Source organism: Streptomyces sp. NPDC006925 (assembly GCF_042869575.1).
Lineage (GTDB): Bacteria > Actinomycetota > Actinomycetes > Streptomycetales > Streptomycetaceae > Streptomyces.
The window spans coordinates 38483-57506 of record NZ_JBIAGB010000029.1; the positions used below are offsets into that span (position 1 = coordinate 38483).

Annotated in this window: 11 protein-coding genes; 8 read left to right on the forward strand and 3 right to left on the reverse strand. The window is 75.4% G+C overall.

All coding sequences use genetic code 11. The features are described from left to right. Window positions 1–16: 16 nt before the first annotated feature. Window positions 17–955 (forward strand): class I SAM-dependent methyltransferase, encoded by a 939-nt coding sequence (locus ACFYNS_RS27960; RefSeq protein ID WP_388605589.1) that lies wholly within the window; start codon window positions 17–19, stop codon window positions 953–955. A 43-nt stretch (window positions 956–998) separates the two neighbouring features. On the opposite strand, the gene ACFYNS_RS27965 is transcribed toward ACFYNS_RS27960, so the two are convergent. Further along, a complete protein-coding gene (locus ACFYNS_RS27965) occupies window positions 999–2954 on the reverse strand; it encodes a hypothetical protein (protein WP_388605591.1) in 1956 nt (651 codons plus the stop codon). Window positions 2955–3269: 315 nt separating this feature from the next. Between ACFYNS_RS27965 and ACFYNS_RS27970 the strand changes: the two genes are divergently transcribed. The 7 genes from ACFYNS_RS27970 (at window position 3270) to ACFYNS_RS28000 (ending at window position 13989) form a co-directional block, all read left to right on the forward strand. After that, window positions 3270–4037: an acyltransferase gene (locus ACFYNS_RS27970; RefSeq protein WP_388605593.1), complete on the forward strand. Its 768-nt coding sequence runs from the start codon at window positions 3270–3272 to the stop codon at window positions 4035–4037. A 389-nt stretch (window positions 4038–4426) separates the two neighbouring features. Beyond that, window positions 4427–5545 carry a DegT/DnrJ/EryC1/StrS family aminotransferase gene (locus ACFYNS_RS27975; protein ID WP_360301303.1) on the forward strand — a complete coding sequence of 373 codons (1119 nt, stop codon included), beginning with the start codon at window positions 4427–4429 and terminating at the stop codon, window positions 5543–5545. Continuing rightward, the gene (locus ACFYNS_RS27980) at window positions 5542–6909 is read left to right on the forward strand and encodes a Gfo/Idh/MocA family oxidoreductase (RefSeq protein WP_388605594.1); all 1368 of its coding nucleotides are present in this window, start codon (window positions 5542–5544) and stop codon (window positions 6907–6909) included. The genes ACFYNS_RS27975 and ACFYNS_RS27980 overlap by 4 nt, the downstream gene beginning before the upstream one ends. Next, window positions 6906–9692, forward strand: a complete 2787-nt coding sequence (locus ACFYNS_RS27985; protein ID WP_360301308.1) for a glycosyltransferase — start codon at window positions 6906–6908, stop codon at window positions 9690–9692. The genes ACFYNS_RS27980 and ACFYNS_RS27985 overlap by 4 nt, the downstream gene beginning before the upstream one ends. A 73-nt stretch (window positions 9693–9765) precedes the next feature. Next, the gene (locus ACFYNS_RS27990) at window positions 9766–11673 is read left to right on the forward strand and encodes a glycosyltransferase (protein ID WP_388605596.1); all 1908 of its coding nucleotides are present in this window, start codon (window positions 9766–9768) and stop codon (window positions 11671–11673) included. After that, window positions 11570–12838, forward strand: a complete 1269-nt coding sequence (locus tag ACFYNS_RS27995; RefSeq protein ID WP_360303539.1) for a nucleotide sugar dehydrogenase — start codon at window positions 11570–11572, stop codon at window positions 12836–12838. Before ACFYNS_RS27990 ends, ACFYNS_RS27995 begins: the two co-directional genes overlap by 104 nt. Then, window positions 12835–13989: a glycosyltransferase family 2 protein gene (locus ACFYNS_RS28000; RefSeq protein WP_388605598.1), complete on the forward strand. Its 1155-nt coding sequence runs from the start codon at window positions 12835–12837 to the stop codon at window positions 13987–13989. Before ACFYNS_RS27995 ends, ACFYNS_RS28000 begins: the two co-directional genes overlap by 4 nt. 92 nt (window positions 13990–14081) lie before the next feature. On the opposite strand, the gene ACFYNS_RS28005 is transcribed toward ACFYNS_RS28000, so the two are convergent. After that, entirely contained in the window at window positions 14082–16514 is a 2433-nt protein-coding gene (locus tag ACFYNS_RS28005; RefSeq protein ID WP_388605600.1) for a CDP-glycerol glycerophosphotransferase family protein, read from the reverse strand. Then, complete coding sequence (locus ACFYNS_RS28010) at window positions 16412–18856, reverse strand: CDP-glycerol glycerophosphotransferase family protein (RefSeq protein WP_388605601.1); 2445 nt, start codon at window positions 18854–18856, stop codon at window positions 16412–16414. Before ACFYNS_RS28010 ends, ACFYNS_RS28005 begins: the two co-directional genes overlap by 103 nt. Between the last annotated feature and the right edge of the window lie 168 nt (window positions 18857–19024).

Sequence of the window (19024 nt, forward strand, 5' to 3'; positions counted from 1 at the left end):
AGGAGAGCGCCTTCCCATGACGACCACCGCCTCGTCCGGCCGGGCTCTGCCCGACGCCGCCGCCGAAGCCCCCGCCGCCGATGCCGCCGACGGCCGGGAACCGCCCAGGCCCCGGACCTTCGAGGAGGTACCCGGCTGGTTCTACCGCACGGACCTGATCCTCTTCGACTGGTTCCTGACCCGGCAGCGCGAACTCCAGCACCGCGGCGACCTGCTGGAGATGGGTGCCTATCTCGGCAAGAGCGCCGTCCTGACCGGCGGATACCTGAACGGCCCGGACGAACGCTTCACCGTCTGCGACCTCTTCGACTCCGAGGCCGCGCCCGACGACGCCAACGGGCGCGAGCTGCGGCGCTCCTACCCCACGCTGACCCGACGCGCCTTCGAGGCCAACTACCTCTCCTTCCACGACGAGCTGCCGCGGATCCTCCAGGCGCCGACGACGGCGGTGCCCGACGAGGTGGCGGACGGCAGCTGCCGCTTCGTCCACGTGGACGCCTCCCACCTGTACGCGCACGTGCGCGGGGACATCGCCGCCGCGCGGGGCGCCCTCGGCCCGGCAGGGCTCGTCGTCCTGGACGACTACCGCTCCGACCACACACCAGGTGTCGCCTGCGCCACCTGGCAGGCCGTGCTGGAGGACGGGCTGCGGCCGGTCTGCGTGTCCGGCCACAAGTTCTACGGCACCTGGGGAGACCCGGAACCCTGGCAGGACGCCCTCCACGCCGAACTGCGGGCCCGCGGCAAGTGCTGGCTGCAGTGGCAGGAGGTCGCGGGCCGACGGCTGCTGCTGGTGGGGGCGCGCAAGGCCGACCCGCCGGTGCTGCCCGTCTCGCGGCACGCCGAGTCCGGTACGGCCCGGGGGACCGCACTGCGCGCCGCGGCCGTCCGGCGGCTCGCCGTCGACCTCCTGCCCCCGCTGATGACCCGCGCCGTGCGCCGCGCCCGCCGCTGACCCGACCGCCGCGACCGCCGCGACCGGCTCGGCCCGGACACGCTCAGCACAGCCGGCGTTCGGCCACCAGCGGGTCCGGCGGGATGCGCACGGTGGTGCGCGACCAGGAGCCCCGCAGATTGCTCCAGAAGCGGCCCGGGGTCAGCGGCGCCCGGGTCGAGTCGAGGAGGTCGGGCAGCGGGCCGCAGGTCAGCGCGTGCCGGGCGGCCCGCACCCGGCGCGGATCGACGCCCCGGGGCACCGGTGCGCCCGGCGCGGTCAGGTCGGCGAGGATCCAGGCGCGGTTCAGCGGCTTCTCGTGCCCCGCCTTGCGGTGCGAGACGGGTTCGGTGTGGGCGCCCAGCGGGTTGCCCAGACCGAGGATGTCCACGACCCGGCCGTCCAGCGGGAGGACGGCCCCGGCCAGCCCCAGCCGCGCCTCCGCGCCCGCGACCGGCGCCCGCACCCGAGGGGCCAGCGGCACCAGCGGGAACCCGGTGTCGCGGGGCAGCCGCAGCACCAGCGTGTGCCCGCCCTCGCGCAGGGCGTGCCGCGCCACCAGGGTGAAGTCCCGCGGCGCCGCGGTGTGGTCGTACTGGCTCACCGGATGGTGCGCGCCCAGCGCCTGCTGGTAGACGCTGTGCGAGTCGAAGACGATCCGCTCGTCCTCGAGGCTCCCCAGCGGCGGGCGGAGCGCGACGAGACAGACCAGGCCCCAGCCTGCCACCGCCGCCGTCAGCACGGCCGCCGCACGACCGAACGGCAGCAGGAGGACGGGCAGCAGCAGCAGGAAGAGGGCGGGCAGCACCATCCGGCCGTGCATGAAGTCGCCGCCGACCTTCACCACGAAGAGCGCCGAGAGCAGCCCCGCCACGGCGGGCGCCACCACCAGCGCGGCGTCGGCCCCGCGTGGCGCGCCCGGCGCACAGCCGCTGCTGTCGATGCCGCTCCCGCCTGCGCTCCCGTCTGTGCTGTCGCTGCCCCTGCCGTTTCCGCTGCCGTTTCTTCTTCCGTGTCGCGCACGGACCAGGTGGAGCACTCCGTACGCGGCGAGGAGGCCGAGCGGTACCCACAGCAGGTACGGGTCCAAGGTGTTGCGCAGGTAGTACCAGCCGTAGCCCCACTGGCTGCCGGAGGCTTCCTTGGCGATGGCCGGGAGCGGGACGAGTACGCCGTAGTACCCGGCGCGGAAGAGTTCGTAGCCGCCCGGCAGCGCGACCGCCGCGCCCGCCCAGGCGAGCGCGGTGCGCGGCCGGGGGCGCCGCACCACCCACAGCGCGACCAGGAACACGGCGCCGACCAGCACGAGGTCCGGCCGCACCAGCGGGCCCAGGCCGAACACGAACGCGGTGGCGGGCAGCGCCCGTCCGGGTGCCGTGAGCGCGTGCCGCAGCCAGCGGAGCGCCGACGCCTTCCGGTCCCGGTCCCGGTCCCGGTCCTGTTCCGGGGCCGGATCCTGTTCCGGTTCGGGTTCCGAGCGCGCCCGGACCAGCAGCCACCAGCAGCCGCCCAGATAGCCGAAGGTCAGCCCGCTCTCCAGCCCGGAGGTCGCGTAGTCCCAGGTCGCGCAGAGCGGGAGCAACACCAGCACCCCGACGGGCAGCAGCGCGCCCGCGGGCCGGTGCAGGCGGATCATCCGGCGGCTGCCGTCCAGCGCCAGCAGGAAGCCCGCCACGGTGCACAGCAGCCCCAGCGCGACCGCGAGCCGCAGCGGGTCGTCCACCCCGGGCGCGGTGCTCCCGGCGGCGAGCAGCCACTGCCAGAGCGTCCCGGTCGAGGTCTCGGCCCGCTCGCCGACGTTGTAGACCGGGCCGTTGCCCGCCAGGATCTGCCGCACGGTGCGGGTGTAGATCAGCGCGTCGTCGTTGGTCCAGCGGTGCCGGTACCCCAGGACGAGGACGGTCGCGCCGCAGGCGAGGACGGCGAGCGCGTTCCAGCGCTGGACCAGTGTGCCGGGCAGACCGAAGGCCCGTGGTCCCTGCGCCGGTTGGGGGACGGGGATCTCATCCGAGCGCGACATACCGCCAGCCTCTCCCCGGGCCCGTCGGCCCCCGCGCCTGCGGCGCGCCGCCGGGGTGCCGCTCACCCGGTCGGCGGAGGGGCGCCGCGGGGAAGCGGGCGGACTCCGGGTGCGTCGCGCGCGCCGGTCGCCGGACACGCCGCGTGCCGCGGCCATATTCGGCCCCGGACCGGTTCGCCGGGCCGGACCGGGCCGGAGTGGTCCGGCCCGGTCGAAGCGGCCCCGGACCGCCGGTCCCGACGCGTCCGCCGTGTCCGCCGTGTCGTTCCGCCCCCGTACCGCCCCCGTACCGCCCCGCACAGAGAGCGAGTCGCCATGCCCACCGCCGATCCCACCCCCAACCCGGCCTCCCCGACCCCGGCCGCCGCCTCCGGACCGGCCTCGTCCTTCCGTCCGCCGCACCACACGCGTGCGGGGGACTTCCGTGCGATGCCGGGCGCGCAGGTCTCCGAGCGCGCCGCCGTGGGGGACGGCAGCACCGTGTGGGAGCTCGCGCAGGTGCGCGAGGACGCGGAACTCGGCGCGGAGTGCGTGATCGGGCGGGGTGCCTACGTCGGTGCCGGGGTCCGGATCGGCGACCGCTGCAAGCTGCAGAACCACGCCTTGGTCTACGAGCCCGCCGTCCTGGGCGACGGCGTCTTCGTCGGACCGGCCGTGGTCCTCACCAACGACCGCGCCCCACGCGCGGTGGAGCCGGACGGCGCGCTCAAACGCGCGGGGGACTGGGAGGCGGTGGGGGTCACGGTCGACGACGGCGCCTCGCTCGGCGCGCGCGCCGTGTGTGTGGCGCCGGTGCGGATCGGCCGCTGGGCGATGGTGGCGGCGGGCGCCGTGGTGACGGCAGACGTACCCGACTTCGGCCTCGTCGCGGGGGTTCCGGCGCGCCGCATCGGCTGGGTGGGCCGGTCCGGGGTGCGGCTGCGTCCGGTGCCGGAGCGGCCGGGGGAGTGGGAGTGCCCCAGGACGGGCGAGCGGTATCGGGAGCAGCCCGAGGAGGGCGCCGCCGAGGCGGCCGGGTCCGGCCCCGGCCTCCGCGAGGTGCGGCCCGTGGAGCACGGGGCGGGGGCGCGCGGCCGCCCGTGACGGGGGCGGGGGCGGGCCGCTCCGTGACGGGGACCGGGCTGTCCGCTCCGTGAGGGTGATCTGGCGGTCCGCGCCATGAGCGGCACCGGGTGGTGTGCTCGGGAGGAGCCGGGGCCGCTGACGGGGCCCCGCCGGGTTCCTGACGGGGCCGAGCCGCTGACGGGGCCCGGCCGCTGACGGAGCCGGTCCCGGGGCCGGCTCCTGTCGTCCGCTCGGTGACGGGGCGCGTTCGGAAGGCGCCGCCGCGCTCTCGTCCGGGGTGCAGATGTAGGCGATCCGAGTGATTTGTAAGCAAATCATGCAAGAGGGTGGCCGGATGCGGGTCCACATAGGGCGAATCTGCCGGGGGAACCGGAGGGCACATCCGCATGCAAGGGCTGCGAAAAGACATGATTCCGGCTGCCAAGCCCATGATTCCGGCCGCCAAACCCGTGCTCGGGGACGACGAGGTCGCCGCCGCCGTGCGGGTCCTGCGCGACGGCCGCGTGGTCCAGGGCCCCGAAGTGGCGGCTTTCGAAGAAGAGTTCGGCGCACTGGTCGAGGGTCGTCCGTGCGTCGCCGTGAACTCGGGCACCTCCGCGCTGCACCTGGCGCTGCTCGCGCTCGGCATCGGGCAGGGCGACGAGGTCGTCGTCCCCTCGTTCTCGTTCGCCGCCACGGCGAACGCGGTCCGGCTCGCCGGCGCCGAACCCGTCTTCGCGGAGATCGACCCGGAGACCTTCTGCCTGGACCCGGACGCCGCCGCTGACGCCGTCGGTCCGCGTACCGCCGCACTGCTGCCGGTGCACCTGTACGGCCATCCGGCGCCCATGGGGCGCCTCACCCAGCTCGCGCAGCGGCACGGACTGGCCGTCGTCGAGGACGCCTGCCAGGCGCACGCCGCCGCGCTGCACGGGCGGCCGGTGGGCGCTTTCGGGGACGCGGCCTGCTTCAGCTTCTACCCGACCAAGAACATGCACGCCCTGGAGGGCGGCATGGTCGTCGTCCCGGACGCGGAGCGGGCCCGCACCCTGCGGCTGCTGCGCAACCAGGGCATGGAGCAGCGGTACGAGAACGAGATCGTCGGTGCCAACATGCGGATGACCGACGTGGCGGCGGCCATCGGCCGGGTGCAGCTCGAACGGCTGCCGGAGTGGACCGAGCAGCGCCGCACCAACGCCAAGGCGCTCGACGCGGGCCTGACCGGCGGACTGGTCACCCCGCAGGTCGCCGACGGCGCCCGGCATGTCTTCCACCAGTACACGGTCCGGGTCCCGGGCGGCTCCGCCGTACGGGACGCCGTCCAGCGCGAGGTGCAGGCCGCGGGGGTGGGGTGCGCCGTCTACTATCCGACGCCCATCCACCGGCTGAAGCCCTACGCGCACCTGGGCGCCGACCTTCCGGTCACCGACCAGGCCGCAGCCGAGGTGCTCTCGCTGCCCGTGCACCCGGCACTCACCCCCGAGGACCTGGACCGGATCGTGGCCGCCGCGAACAGCGCAGCGAGCCGGGCCGGAGTGACCGAATGACGGCGGCGAGGGCGGCCTCGGCGGCGCCGACCGCGGCGGCCGCCCCCGTGGCACCCGCGGCCAACGCGCCCAGGACCGCCCGTGCGCCCCGCGCGGGGTCCGGCCCCGGGGCCGCCGCCGCGGCCGCGGGGCCGGAGCAGCACGCGGGGCACGGTTCCGGGCGGCGGCTGCGCGCCGGACTCGTCGGACTGGGGGTGATGGGCCGCAACCACGCGCGGATCCTCTCCGCGCTGGACGGCGTGGAGTTCGTCGGCGTCGTCGACCCGGCCGGAGCCCCGCACACCGGCGGGCCCCTGCCGCCGGGCGTGCCGGTGCTGCGCGAGGTGGCCGACCTGCTGGCGCTGGGCGTCGACTACGCGGTCGTCGCCTGTCCGACCGCGCTGCACGAGGAGGTCGGCCTGCAGCTCGCCGCGCACGACGTGTGCGCGCTGCTGGAGAAGCCGCTGGCACACACGCCGCAGGCCGCACGGCGGCTGGTGCAGGCCTTCGAGGAGCGCGGCCTGGTCGCCGGGGTGGGCCACGTGGAGCGGTTCAACCCCGCGCTCCAGCAACTGCGCACCCGGCTGGAGGCGGGGGAGCTGGGGGACCTCTTCCAGGTCGTCACCCGGCGGCAGGGGCCCTTCCCGCACCGGATCGCCGACGTGGGCGTGGTCAAGGACCTGGCCACCCACGACATCGACCTGACGAGCTGGATCACCGGGCAGGGCTACGCCTCGCTCTCGGCCCGCACCGTCTCCAAGAGCGGCCGCGAGCACGAGGACATGGTGGCCGTCGTCGGCTCGCTGACCGGCGGCACCATGGTCAGCCACCTGGTGAACTGGCTCAGCCCGCTCAAGGAGCGCTTCACCGCCGTCACGGGCGAGCGGGGCTGCTTCGTCGCGGACACCCTCACCGCCGATCTGACCTTCCACGCCAACGGCGCGGTGGCCACCGAGTGGGAGGCCCTGCGCGCCTTCCGCGGGGTCGCCGAGGGCGACGCGGTGCGGTACGCGTTCCCCAAGCGTGAGCCGCTGCTCGTCGAGCACGAGCGGTTCCGCGACGCGGTGCGCGAGGGCACCGGCGAGGGCAGCGGCATCGTCACGGCCCGCGAGGGGCTGCGGACGGTGGAGGTGTCGGCGGCCGTGCTGGAGTCGGCACGCGAGGCGGGCCGGGTACGTGGCGGGGCGCCCCCGGCGGCGGGAGAGACGGCCGGGCCGCTCGAACCGCTCGTGGTGGCCTCTCCCGTCAGAACATCCGCCGCTGCGCCGGACCCGGGCGGACCGGCGCCGCACGCCGCCGCCACCTCCCACGACCCGACGGCCCCCCACGACCCGACGGCCCCCCACGACCCGACGGCCCCCACCATCGCGGAGCACACGGCATGAGGCACACGCACCGCAGCATCCGGCGCCGGACGGCGCGCGGCAGCAACGCACCCGAGGCGCCCGGCGCGGCGGCCGGGCGGATGGCCGGGAGCGCAGCCCGGCAGGGTGAGGAGCGTCCCCGGGGGCGTCCGCGGCTGGCCGTCGTCGTCGGCAACACCATCGCCGGGGACTCGCGGGTGCAGAAGACCGCGATCGCCGCGGCCCGGGCGGGCTGGGACGTGACGCTGGTCGGGCGCAGCCCCTCCCGGCGGCGCGAGGAGTCGGTGCTCGGCCCGGTCCGGGTCATCAAGGTGCCGGTCTCGGCGCATCTGCGGGCCGTGGTCGCCACCGAGCGCCGCCGCCCCGGAGTACGCAGCCGGCTCACCCAGTTCGGACTGCCCGACGACGCCGCCTGGGTACGGGCCCGGGCCGCGCACGCGGCCTGGGTGCGCGAGCAGACGGCACGCGTCGGCTGGCTCGGCGGCCCCGCACCCGAGCGGCCGGCCGGCCAGGAGCCGCGGGCCGCCGCACTGGCCCGGCAGCTCGCCCGGGAGGCGCTCCGCGGATGGGTGCGGGCCCGCCGGTACGCGCACCGGGGCCGCGGCCGGGCCTACCGGTGGGAGCGGCGGCAGGTGGCGGGTGCGACGCGGCCCACCGGCGACTGGCGCACCGACTGGCCCGAACTGCTCGACATCGACCTGGCGTTCGGTCCGGTCGTGGAGGAGCTGGAACCGGACGTCATCCACGCCAACGACCATCTGATGATCGCCGTGGGGGCGCGCAGCGCCGCCCGGCTGCGGGCCCGTGGTGTGCCCACCCGCTGGCTGTACGACGCGCACGAGTACGTCCGCGGCGTCGAGTGGCCCGACGCGGTGCGCGCCAGCGCCTTCCCCGGAGTGGAGGAGGAGTTCATCGGCCGCGCCGACGCGGTGGTCACCGTCTCCGGGGAACTGGCCGGCATCCTGCGCGAGGCGTACGCGCTGCCCGCCGAGCCGCTGGTCGTCGCCAACGCGCCGGTCCGCGAGACCGTCAGCGCCACGGCGGGCGAGTGCGTCCGCGTCCGGGACGTGTGCGGGTTGAGCCCCGACGTACCGTTGCTCGTCTACGCCGGATGGATCGGCCCCGAGCGCGGGCTGGACACCGCCGTGGAGGGCCTGGCGGAGCTGCCGCACGCCCATCTCGCGCTGGTCGCCGGCAAGGAGAACGCGACGCTCCAGGGGCTGCTGGCCCGGGCCGAGGAGCTGGGCGTCCGGCAGCGGGTGCACGTGGTGCCCTACGTGCCGCAGGAGCAGGTGCCCGACTACCTCTCCTCCGCCGACCTCGGCCTGGTCTGCTTCCGGCATGTGCCCAACTGCGAGATCTCGCTGCCCACCAAGGCGGCCGAGTACCTGCACGCCGGACTGCCGATGGTCACCAGCGGGGTGCGCACGCTGCGCAACTTCGTCGAACGCACCGGTGTCGGCGAGGTGTTCGCCACCGAGGACGTCCGCTCCTTCGTGGCGGCCGTGCAGCGCGGCCTCGCCAAGCGGAGCACGCTGGCCGCGCGGATCACCGAACCGCTGCTGCGGGAGCTGTCCTGGGAGCAGCAGTCGGCGGGACTGCTGGACCTCTACGAGCAGCTCGCGGGCCCGGCCGCCGCGGCCCGTCTGGCGCCCCGCGGCGTGCCGTGGTCCGCCTCCGAGCAGCCCGGACCGGCCGCCCCGGCGCGTGCCGTGTCCCCGGTGTCGCCGGAGTCCGGCGCTGCGCCGTCCGCGTGGCGGTCCCTGGGCGGCACCCCGGTACGGCTCGGCCTGGGGTGCGCCAACTCGGCCGGTCAGCTCGCCGGATTCGCGCGAGCGCTGTGCGAGCGCCGCCAGGACCTGTCGGCCGAGGTCGTGATGCAGACCCACGACCAGAGCGTCATCTATCCGGCCGACATCTACGCGATCGGCGAGCGGACCGGCGACCTGGGTTTCCAACTGGAGCGGGCACGCCGGGTGCTGGGCTCCTACACGCATTACCTGGCCGACTCCTTCACCCCGGCGCTGGGCCGGCTCAACGGCGGCCACATCCAGGACGACCTGCCCTCGCTGTCCGCCGCCGGGATCAAGGTGGCGCTGCTGGCGCACGGCAGCGACGTGCGCGACCCCCAGCGGCACATGAGCCGCTACGAGCACTCCCTCTTCCACGCCGCCGACGAGGCCGTCCTCAAGGCTCTGACGAGGAAGAGCGCCCGCAACCGGCGGGCGGCCGCGCAGAGCGGACTGCCCCAGTTCGTGACCACCCCCGACCTGCTGGAGGAGCTGCCCGGGGCCCGCTGGGCGCCGCTGGTGGTCGACACCGGGAGCTGGGCGAGCGAGCGGCCCGCCATGGAACGCTCCCGGCCCGTGGTGGTGCACGCGCCCTCCAAGCGGTGGACGAAGGGCACCGAGAAGGTGGTGCCGGTGCTGGAGGAGATGGACCGGCGCGGTCTGATCGAGTTCCGGATGCTGACCGGGGCACCCTGGAGCGAGGTGCGGGAACTGGTCAAGGGCGCGGACGTGGTCGTCGACCAGTTCGCCGTCGGCACCTACGGCACCTTCGCCTGCGAGGGGATGGCAGCGGGCCGGCCCGTCATCGCCTTCCTGGACGAGCGGCTGCACCGGTCGGTCGGCATCCGGCCCCCGATCGTCAACGCCACCCCCGCCACCCTGCGCGGCGCCGTCGAGTCGCTGCTGGAGGACCGCGACTTCGCCCGGCGTACCGCGCAGGAGTCCGCCGAGTACGTGCGCACCTACCACGACGGCACCTACACGGCGGACGTGCTGGACGGCTTCCTGCGCTGAGCACCCGCGCCGCCTTCTCCGGCGGCGCGCGGCGGCCGACGACAGAAGCGGCCGACAACAGAAGGGGACACCCGTGGAGTTCGACAGCGGCGCCGGAACGGGCGGCACACCTGGCGCGGAGCAGCGGTCCGCCTCCGGGCGGCGGGGCCGGATCGTGATGCTGGTGTGCAACGGGGTGGAGGGAGACTCCCGGGTGCAGAAGACTGCCCGGTCGGCCGCCGCGGCCGGCTGGGACGTGGTGCTGCTGGGCCGCTCCCCCGACGGACGGCCCGCGTCCTGGCGGCTGGGCGGAGCGCAGGTGCGGCTGCTGCCCGTGCCCACCCCGCTCGACCGTCCGCCGCGCACGGCCCGCCGTCCGCTGCTGACCCGGCCGCTGGCCTACCGGCCGGCCACCGCGCCCTATCGCGCGCAGCGCGTCAAGGCGTGGCGTGACGAACTGCGCACCCGCCGCGCCGCACTGGCCGCCGACCGCCGGTCGGTGCCGTACGCCGCGGCGCGGCTGGCCGGTCCGCGGGCCGCCGCCCGGCTCGCCCAGCGCTGGGTGGGCTTCCGCACCCGCCAGCTCGACCGGGGGACGGCGCTGCGCGGCACCGGCACCCCGCTGGACCGGGCGGCCGTGGCCGTGTGGCGGCGCGCCCGCAAGGAGCGCTGCTGGCGGCGGCTGTGGCCCGGCCTCTACGACTTCGAACTCGCTTACGGGCGGGTGGTGGACGAGCTGCGGCCCGACCTGATCCACGCGCACGACTTCCGGATGCTGGGGGTGGGCGCCCGCGCCAAGGTCCGGGCGGTGGCGGCCGGGCGGCCGGTGAAGCTGGTGTGGGACGCGCACGAGTACCTGCCCGGCGTCCGGCCCTGGCAACACGATGTGCGGTGGCTGCCGGCCCACTTGGCGCACGAGCGCGAGTACGCGCCCTGCGCGGACGCCGCCGTCACGGTCTCCGGCACCCTGGCCGCGCTGCTGCGCGAGGCACACGGGCTCGCCGAGGAGCCGGCCGTCGTCCTGAACGCGCCGGAGGCGCACGCCGCGACCGGGCCGACCACCACCGGGCCGACCACCACCGGCCCGACCACCACCGGCCCGACCACCACCGGCCCGATCACCACCGGGGCCCCGGCGTCCGGAAGTCCGCCGCGCGGTCGCCCCGCGCCCGCGAGCACCGGGTCCGGGGCGGCCGACGGCGGGGACGGCCGGGACGGCGTGCCGAGCCTGCGCGCGCTGTGCGGCATCGGCACCGGGACCCCGTTGGTCGTCTACAGCGGCGCCGCGGCCCCGCAACGCGGGCTGGGCACGATGGTGGAGGCGCTGGCCGAACTGCCCGAGGTGCACACGGCGCTGGTCGTGCCCCGGCCCTCCGCCGGATATCTGCGCGAGCTGCGCGCGCGGGCCGCGGAACTGGGGGCCGCCGAGCGGCTGCACGTCCTGCCGTACGTGCCCTACCGGCAGGTCGTTTCCTTCCTCGCGGAGGCGGACGCGGGCGCGATCCCGCTGCACCACTGGACGAACCACGAGATCGCGCTGATCACCAAGTTCTTCGAGTACGCGCACGCCCGGCTGCCGCTGGTGGTCAGCGACGTCAGGACGATGGCCGGCACCACCCGGGAGACCGGCCAGGGCGAGGTCTTCCGCGCGGAGGACACCGCCGACTACGTACGCGCCGTGCGCGCGGTGCTCGCCGCTCCACAGCGCTACCGGGCGGCCTACGAGCGTCCGGGCCTGCTGGAGGAGTGGACCTGGGAGGCCCAGGCCCGCACGCTCGACCGGATCTACGCGCGGCTGCTGCATCAGGCGGCGCCGGAGCGACCCGACCATCAGGAGCAGCCGGAAGGAGACGGGAATGCGGATCTGCGTGGTGGCGCTCGGGAAGATCGGGCTGCCACTGGCCGTCCAGTTCGCGGCCAAGGGACACCAGGTGACGGGCGCGGACACCGACGCGCGCGTGGTCGCGAGCGTCAACGACGCGGCGGTGCCGTTCCCCGGTGAGGAGGGGCTGGCGGAACGGCTGGCCGAGGCGGTGGAGGCGGGCCGGCTGTCCGCGACGACGGACACCGCGGAGGCCGTCTCCGACGCGGAGGCCGTCGTGCTCGTCGTCCCGCTGTTCGTCGACGAGCGCGGTACCCCGGACTTCCGCGCGATGGACGCCGCGACCCGCGCCGTCGCCGCCGGACTGCGCCCCGGCACGCTGGTCAGCTACGAGACGACGCTGCCGGTGGGCACCACCCGGGACCGGTTCGCGCCGCTGCTGGCGCAGGACTCCGGGCTGCTGCCCGAGCGGGACTTCTCCCTGGTCTTCTCCCCCGAGCGGGTCTTCACCGGACGGGTCTTCGCCGACCTGCGCCGCTACCCCAAGCTGGTCGGCGGGATCGGCCCGCACTCGGCCAAGGACGGGGTGCGGTTCTACGAGTCGGTGCTCGACTTCGACGTCCGCGAGGAGCTGCCCCGGCCCAACGGGGTGTGGGATCTGGGCTCGGCCGAGGCCGCCGAGCTGGCCAAGCTCGCCGAGACCACCTACCGGGACGTCAACATCGCGCTGGCCAACCAGTTCGCACGGTTCGCCGACCGGTCCGGTGTGGACATCGACGCCGTCATCGACGCCTGCAACACCCAGCCCTACAGTCACATCCACCGCCCCGGCATCGCGGTGGGGGGCCACTGCATCCCGGTCTACCCGCAGATGTACCTGTGGAACGACCCGGAGGCGGCCGTCGTCCGCGCCGCGCGCGAGACGAACGCGGCCATGCCCGCGCACGCCGTCGACCTGCTGGCCGACGCCTACGGCGAACTGCGCGGCGCCGAGGTGCTGGTGCTCGGCGCGGCCTACCGGGGCGGGGTGAAGGAGACCGCGTTCTCCGGCGTCTTCCCCACGGTCGCCGCGCTCCGCGAGCGGGGTGCGCGCCCGTACGTGTCCGACCCGCTGTACGCGCCGCACGAACTGGCCGACATGGGGCTGCGCCCGCACACCGGCCAGCCGGTGACCGCGGCCGTGGTCCAGACCGACCACGCCGCCTACCGGGAGCTGTCCGCCGACCGGCTGCCCGGCGTGCGGGTCCTGGTCGACGGCCGCCGCGTCACCGACCCGGCGCTGTGGGCGGGGGTGCGGCGGGTGGTCGTCGGGGACGGCGGCGGCCGGGAGGCGGTGGCGGTATGAGCGCCGGCACCCGGGCGGCGTCCGGGGCCGCCGGACGGGACGGGGCCGCCTGCCCCGATGCCGGCGCTGGCTGCCCCGACGTCAGCGTCGTCGTGGCCGCCTTCGACACCATGCCCTACCTCACCCGCTGCCTCTCCTCGCTCGTCGAGCAGACGATCGGAGCGCGGCGGATGGAGGTGATCGTCGTCGACGACGGCTCCACCGACGGCAGCACCGAGGAGATCGCCCGCTTCGCCGCGCGGCACCCGGACCTGTTCGTCACCGTGCGCCGGGCCAACTCCGGCGGCCCGGCCGCGCCCTGCAACCAGGGCCTGGAGCGGGCACGCGGGCGCTATGTCTTCTTCCTCGGCGCCGACGACCACCTCGCCCCCCAGGCGCTGGAGCGCATGGTGGCCATGGCCGACGACTGCCGGTCGGACGTGCTGCTGTGCAAGATGATCCCGGTCGGCGAACGCACCGTCCCCACCGGCGTGTTCGGCCGCTCCGCGCCGATGATCCGACTGGTCGGGGACGGGCTGCCGTGGGCGCTGTCCAACACCAAACTCTTCCGCCGCTCCCTGGTCGAGGAGCACGGCATCCGCTACGACGAGTCGATGCCCGCCTTCAGCGACCAGCCGTTCGTGCTGGAGGCGTGCGTGCGCGCGGCCCGGATCTCGGTGCTGGCCGACCAGCCGCACTACTTCGCCGTCCGCCGGGCCGACTCCAGCAACATCACCTACCGGGCCGGGCCCGAGGTCCGGCTGCGCTGCGCCGAGCGGCTCTTCCAGGCCGCCTGCCGCTTCCTGCCGCCCGGCCCGCTGCGGGACGCCTTCCACAAGCGGCACTTCCACGTCGAGGTCTTCCAGCTCTTCGGCGCGGACTTCCCCGCCCTCGACCACGAGGTGCGGCAGGCCGTGTGCACCGGAGCCGCACGGCTGATCGGCGCGTACGGCGACGGGGTGCTGGAACGGCTCGACCCGCGCCGCCGCCGCACCCTGGAACTGGCGTGGCGGGGCGACGTCGCAGCGCTGTGCGCCGAGATCGCCGCCGACCCCGAGCGGACATCGCGCCCGGTCACGCCCGCGGGCCGCGCCTCGCTGGTGCGCTGGCTGCGCGGCCCGGGCGGCGCCGGCCGGCCCCCGCGGGGCGGGGGCCGGCAGCCGGTCAGTTGAGCGCCTCCGGCATCCGGTCAGTTGGGCGCCTCAGGCGGCCGGTCAGCTGAGCGCCTCCGGCATCCGGTCAGTTGAGCGCTGCCGGCAGCCGGTCAGCTGAGCGCCTCCGGCGCGGGCGGCGGCTCGGCACTGCCCGCGCCCCCGGTCACGGCGCCCAGCTTCCGGGTCCGGGGCCGCGCAGCCTCCGCCCTGGCTCCGGACGCGTCCGGCCCGCCCCCGGCCGTGTCCGGTCCGGCCGCTTCCCGTTCCGCCGCTCGCGCCCCGTCCGCCGCCGGTCCGGCCGCTTCCGCCGCGAGGACTGCCTCGGCCTGCTCCGGGGTGGGCGCCGGGCGCCGCTCCGCGAGCGGCACCACCGGCGGCAGCGCCGCCGCGTCCTCGCCCAGCAGCACCCTGCGCACCACGCGTTCGGCGGCGTGCCCGTCGTCCCAGGGGCAGAACCGCTCCCGGAAGGCACCGCGCAGCGCCCGGGCCTCCGGGCCGCGCCAGGTGCCGCTGCGGAAGACCGCCGTCAGCTCGTCCTCGGTGCGGGTGACCGGGCCGGGGGTCTCGCCCGCGCGGCCGGAGAGCAGGTCGAAGTAGGTGCCCCGGGCGTCGCGGTAGCTCTCCCAGTCGGGCGCGTGGACGACCAGCGGCCGGTCGAGGTTGGCGTAGTCGAACATCAGCGACGAGTAGTCCGTGATCAGCGCGTCCGCCGCCAGGCACAGATCCTCGACCGAGGGGTGCCGGGAGACGTCCCGCACCAGCCCGCGCGCATGCAGGTCGCGCAGCACCGCGTCCCGCCCGTAGTAGTAGTGGGTGCGCACCAGCAGCACGTACTCCTCGCCCAGCCCCGCGCTCAACCGCTCCAGATCGAGGCGGGGGACGAAGCCCCTGCGGTAGTCGCGTGCCGTCGGCGCGTACAGCAGGGCGATCCGGCCGGGCGGGATGCCGAGCCGGGCGCGGACCGCGGCGACCTCCTCCGCGGTGGCGGTCGCGAACCGGTCGTTGCGCGGGTAGCCGGCGGACAGGTCCTCGTAGCCGGAGGGGAAGACCCGGTCCCACACCTCGGCCGAGTGCGGATTGGCGGTGAGGCTCACGTCCCACCGCTCCACCCGGCGCAGCAGCCTGCCGAAGTCCATCTGCGCGGCCGCCGGGTACGGCTGCTGGTCCAGGCCCATCGTCTTGAGCGGGGTGCCGTGGTGGGTCATCAGATGGACCTGGCCGGGCCGCTTCACCAGATGGTCGGGGAAGTTGACGTTGTTGACGAAGTACCGGGCCCGGGCCAGCATCCGCCAGTAGCGCCGGGAGCCGGGCAGCACGTGGTCGGTGCCGGGCGGCAGCGCGGGCACCGCGTCCGGGCGTACGACCCACACGCTGTGCAGCTGCGGCGCCAACCGCCGGGCCGCGGCCTCGATCGCCTGCGGATTGCAGGCCACGCCGCGGTTCCAGTACGCGGAGTAGACGGCCACGTCCGGATAGGCGGGTAGCCGCCGCTGCACGGCGTAGTAGAGCCGGTGCCCGGCGCGGGCGAGCTGCGGGCGCGCCGCTCGGGCCGCCGAGCGGGCGCGCCCGGCGCTGCGGCGCACCGCCTCCCGCGCCGCGAACAGCGGATAGACGTCGAGGGCCAGCAGCCGGCAGTCCCGCGCCCGCCGCGGCGGCGGGGCGAAGCCGTCGGGCACGTGCTCGCGGTAGAGCCGCGCCGCCTCCCGGAAGAAGGCGCGCCGGTCGGCCGGGCGCACCCGTTCCTTGCGCCGGATGCAGAAGACCAGATGCGAGACGGCCCGCTCGAACAGCAGCGGCCGGTGCCGGGCCAGTTCGGGGCGGCGCTCCAGGAAGGCGAAGAGGGAGGCGTACTGCGGGAAGATGTCGAAGTGCGCCCGGCCCGGGGAGCGGGTGATGGCGCCCTGGTGCCGCTGCCGGTAGTCGACGCAGACGCGCGGCAGGCAGCCGATGGACCCGGCGCACACCAGCGCCTCGTTCGAGAGCGGCGCGTCCTCGTACAGCCCGGGTTCGAAGCGCAGCCCCTCGCGCAGATAGAAGGCGCGCCGGTAGGCCTTGTTCCAGGCGACGTGGAAGAGGGTGAGCAGCTCGGGGTGTTCGGCGGCCGTGAAGGTCTGGGTGCCGACCCCGGCGAGCTGGTCGCCGAAGCAGCTGGCCTCGGCGCGCCCGTCCCAGTAGGAGCGCTGGTGGTCGAAGACCAGCACGTCCGGGCCGCCGCAGGCGGCCAGTTGCCGGTCGACGGCGGCCAAGGCGCCCGGCAGGAAGCTGTCGTCGCTGTCGAGGAAGAGCAGGTAGTCGCCGCGTGCGTGGTCCACACCGGTGTTGCGGGCCCGGCCCAGTCCGCCGTTCTCGGCCAGGTGCAGCACCCGCACCCGGGAGTCGCGGGCCGCGTACTCGTCCAGAATCGCGCCGCTGTGGTCGGGGGAGCGGTCGTCGACGGCTATCACCTCCAGGTCGGTGAAGGACTGGCCGAGCACCGAGTCGAGGCACTCGCGCAGGTAGCCCTGGACCTTGAACACCGGTACGACGACGCTGAAGCGGGGCATGACCACCAGTCCTTCGCTGCGGGGGGAGCAAGAGGCGTGCGGGGAGGGGCGCCCGGCCCGGGCCCGCCGGGGCCCGGCGCGGGCGCGGGATGCCGCTCGGCGAGCGGTACGAGGGGCGGCACCGCCGCGGGGACGGCGGCCCCCGGAGGCGCGGCGGAGCCGGTACCGGGGCCCGTGCCGGTTGCGGGGCAGGTGCCGAGGAAGACGTGTCGGACCACGCGTTCGGCCGCGTGCCCGTCGTCCCAGGGGCAGAACCGCTGCCGGAAGGCGGCGCGCAGGGTGCGCGCGTGCTCGGTGGCGTGCGCGCCGGTGGCGAGGATGTCGATCAGTTCGTCCTCGCTGCGGGTCACCGGGCCCGGCGCGGCCGCCGTCACGTCGAAGTAGGTGCCACGGGTCTCCCGGTAGGTCTCCCAGTCGGGGGCGTGCACGACCAGCGGCCGGTCGAGGTTGGCGTAGTCGAACATCAGCGACGAGTAGTCGGTGACCAGCACGTCCGAGGCCAGGAACAGCTCCTCGACCGACGGGTGCGCCGACACGTCGAGCAGCCCGCCGGGCGGCTCGCAGGGCAGACCCTGCCCGGCGTGGAAGTAGTGGGCGCGCGCCAGGACGACGAAGGACGGGCCCAGCGTCGCCACCAGCCGCGTCAGGTCGAGCCAGGGCTGCCGGCCCGGCTGGTGGTCGCGGTGTGTGGGCGCGTACAGCACCGCCGTCACCCCGTCGGGTATGCCCAGCGCGGCGCGGAGGCGGGCGACGTCGGCTGCGGTAGCGGTGTGCAGGACGTCGTTGCGCGGGTGCCCGAACTCCAGTGTGGTGTACGGCGAGGGATAGGCGCGTTCCCACACCAGCGTGGAGTGCGGGTTGCCGGAGAGGCTGTAGTCCCAGCGGTCGGTGTGCTCCAGCAGCCTGCCGAAGTCCATGCCGTCGGCGGCGGCCGGATAGGCCATCAGGTCGAGCCCCATGTGCTTGAGCGGGGTGCCGTGGTGAGTCTGGAGGAGGAGCTGGCCGGGCCGTTTGCGGTAGCTGTGCGGCAGGTTGACGTTGCTGACCAGGAAGCGGGCCCGGGCGAGCGCCGTCCAGTACGCCGTCGAGCCCGGCTGCAGCCGCCGTACGCCCGGCGGGAGGGTGTGCGCGTGGTCGGGCGGGCATATCCACGCGGTGCGGATGTCCGGGACCAGCTCCCGGGCCTTGGCCTCGATGGCCGCCGGGTGGCAGGAGTAGCCGCGGTCCCAGTAGGCGGAGAAGACGGCCAGGTCCGGATCGAGGGGGCGGCGGCGCTGGAGCAGGTAGTGCCCGCGCAGCAGTGCTTTGCGCAGCACGCGGCGTGCGCTGCGCAGCCGGGCGCCCAGCAGGCGGCGGGCGCGGCCCGCGTGCGCCAGCAGCCGGAAGGCATGGTGTGCCCCGTGCCGTACCAGCATCCGGCGCAGCCGTCTGCCGGGCGGCGCCGCCGGGCGGCCCGCGGCGGGTGCGGGCCGGTGGCGGCGGCAGTGGGCCCGCGCGCGGTGCAGGAACTCGGCGCGCGCCGACCCGGGCAGCCTGCCGGGGGTGCTGTGGATGGTGGCGAAGTGGTCGGTCATCCGCTGGTGGAGGGCATGGTGCCAGCGATCCAGTCCGGGGCGCGTCGCCAGGAACGCGAACAGCCGGTCGTACTGGTCGAAGACGTCGAAGTGGCGGCGGCCTGTGGTGGTCAGGATGCTGCCGCCGCGGCGCTGGCGGTAGTGCACGCACACCCGGTCCAGCGTGCCGAGGGTGCGCGCGGTGAGCAGCGCCGGGAACGTCCAGGGGGTGTCCTCGTAGGTCCCGGGCGGGAAGGCGAGCCGCTCGCGGAGCAGGAAGGCGCGGCGGTACGCCTTGTTCCAGGCGACGGCGGTGAGCCGGAGCAGCTCGGGCCGCTCGTCGAGGGTGCACACGCCGGGCCCGGCGCCGGGGGCGAGCAGCTCGGGGTGGGCCGGGGGGCCGAGCGAGCCGTCCCAGTAGGCGGGAGCGAAGTCGAACAGCAGGATGTCCGGGTCGCTGGTCTCCGACAGGCGTTCGGCCAGGGCGCGCAGGGTGCCCGGTGCCATGGTGTCGTCGCTGTCGAGGTAGAGGACGTAGTCGCCGCGGGCGCGGGCGGTGCCGGTGTTGCGTGCCGGGCCCAGGCCGATGTTCTCCGCCAGATGGATGACGGTCACCCGTGGGTCGGCCGCGGCGTAGGCGTCCAGGATCTCGCCGCTGGAGTCCGGTGAGCGGTCGTCGACGGCGATGAGTTCGAGGTCCCCGAAGCACTGCCCGAGCACGGAGTCCAGGCACTCGTGCAGATACGACTGCACCTGGTGGGCGGGGACGATCACGCTGAAACGGGGCATGGCGGTTCCGCGGGTCGACGGGGAGCAGGGGCGGCTGTCTCGCTCGACAGGGGTGAATCATCTGATTTATCCCATACGCCGGACGAGGGCACATCCCGGCGCCGTCCCGCCTCAGCGGGTCCCCGGCGCGCAGTCCGATGCGGAGCAAGCTTTCCGACGCCCCGGAAC

What these genes read in the sequence shown, in the direction of transcription:
- ACFYNS_RS27960 (WP_388605589.1), top strand. Translation starts at nt 17, where the DNA reads ATGACGACCACCGCCTCGTCCGGCCGGGCTCTGCCCGACGCCGCCGCC.
- ACFYNS_RS27965 (WP_388605591.1), bottom strand. Translation starts at nt 2,954, where the DNA reads ATGTCGCGCTCGGATGAGATCCCCGTCCCCCAACCGGCGCAGGGACCA.
- ACFYNS_RS27970 (WP_388605593.1), top strand. Translation starts at nt 3,270, where the DNA reads ATGCCCACCGCCGATCCCACCCCCAACCCGGCCTCCCCGACCCCGGCC.
- ACFYNS_RS27975 (WP_360301303.1), top strand. Translation starts at nt 4,427, where the DNA reads ATGATTCCGGCTGCCAAGCCCATGATTCCGGCCGCCAAACCCGTGCTC.
- ACFYNS_RS27980 (WP_388605594.1), top strand. Translation starts at nt 5,542, where the DNA reads ATGACGGCGGCGAGGGCGGCCTCGGCGGCGCCGACCGCGGCGGCCGCC.
- ACFYNS_RS27985 (WP_360301308.1), top strand. Translation starts at nt 6,906, where the DNA reads ATGAGGCACACGCACCGCAGCATCCGGCGCCGGACGGCGCGCGGCAGC.
- ACFYNS_RS28000 (WP_388605598.1), top strand. Translation starts at nt 12,835, where the DNA reads ATGAGCGCCGGCACCCGGGCGGCGTCCGGGGCCGCCGGACGGGACGGG.
- ACFYNS_RS28005 (WP_388605600.1), bottom strand. Translation starts at nt 16,514, where the DNA reads ATGCCCCGCTTCAGCGTCGTCGTACCGGTGTTCAAGGTCCAGGGCTAC.
- ACFYNS_RS28010 (WP_388605601.1), bottom strand. Translation starts at nt 18,856, where the DNA reads ATGCCCCGTTTCAGCGTGATCGTCCCCGCCCACCAGGTGCAGTCGTAT.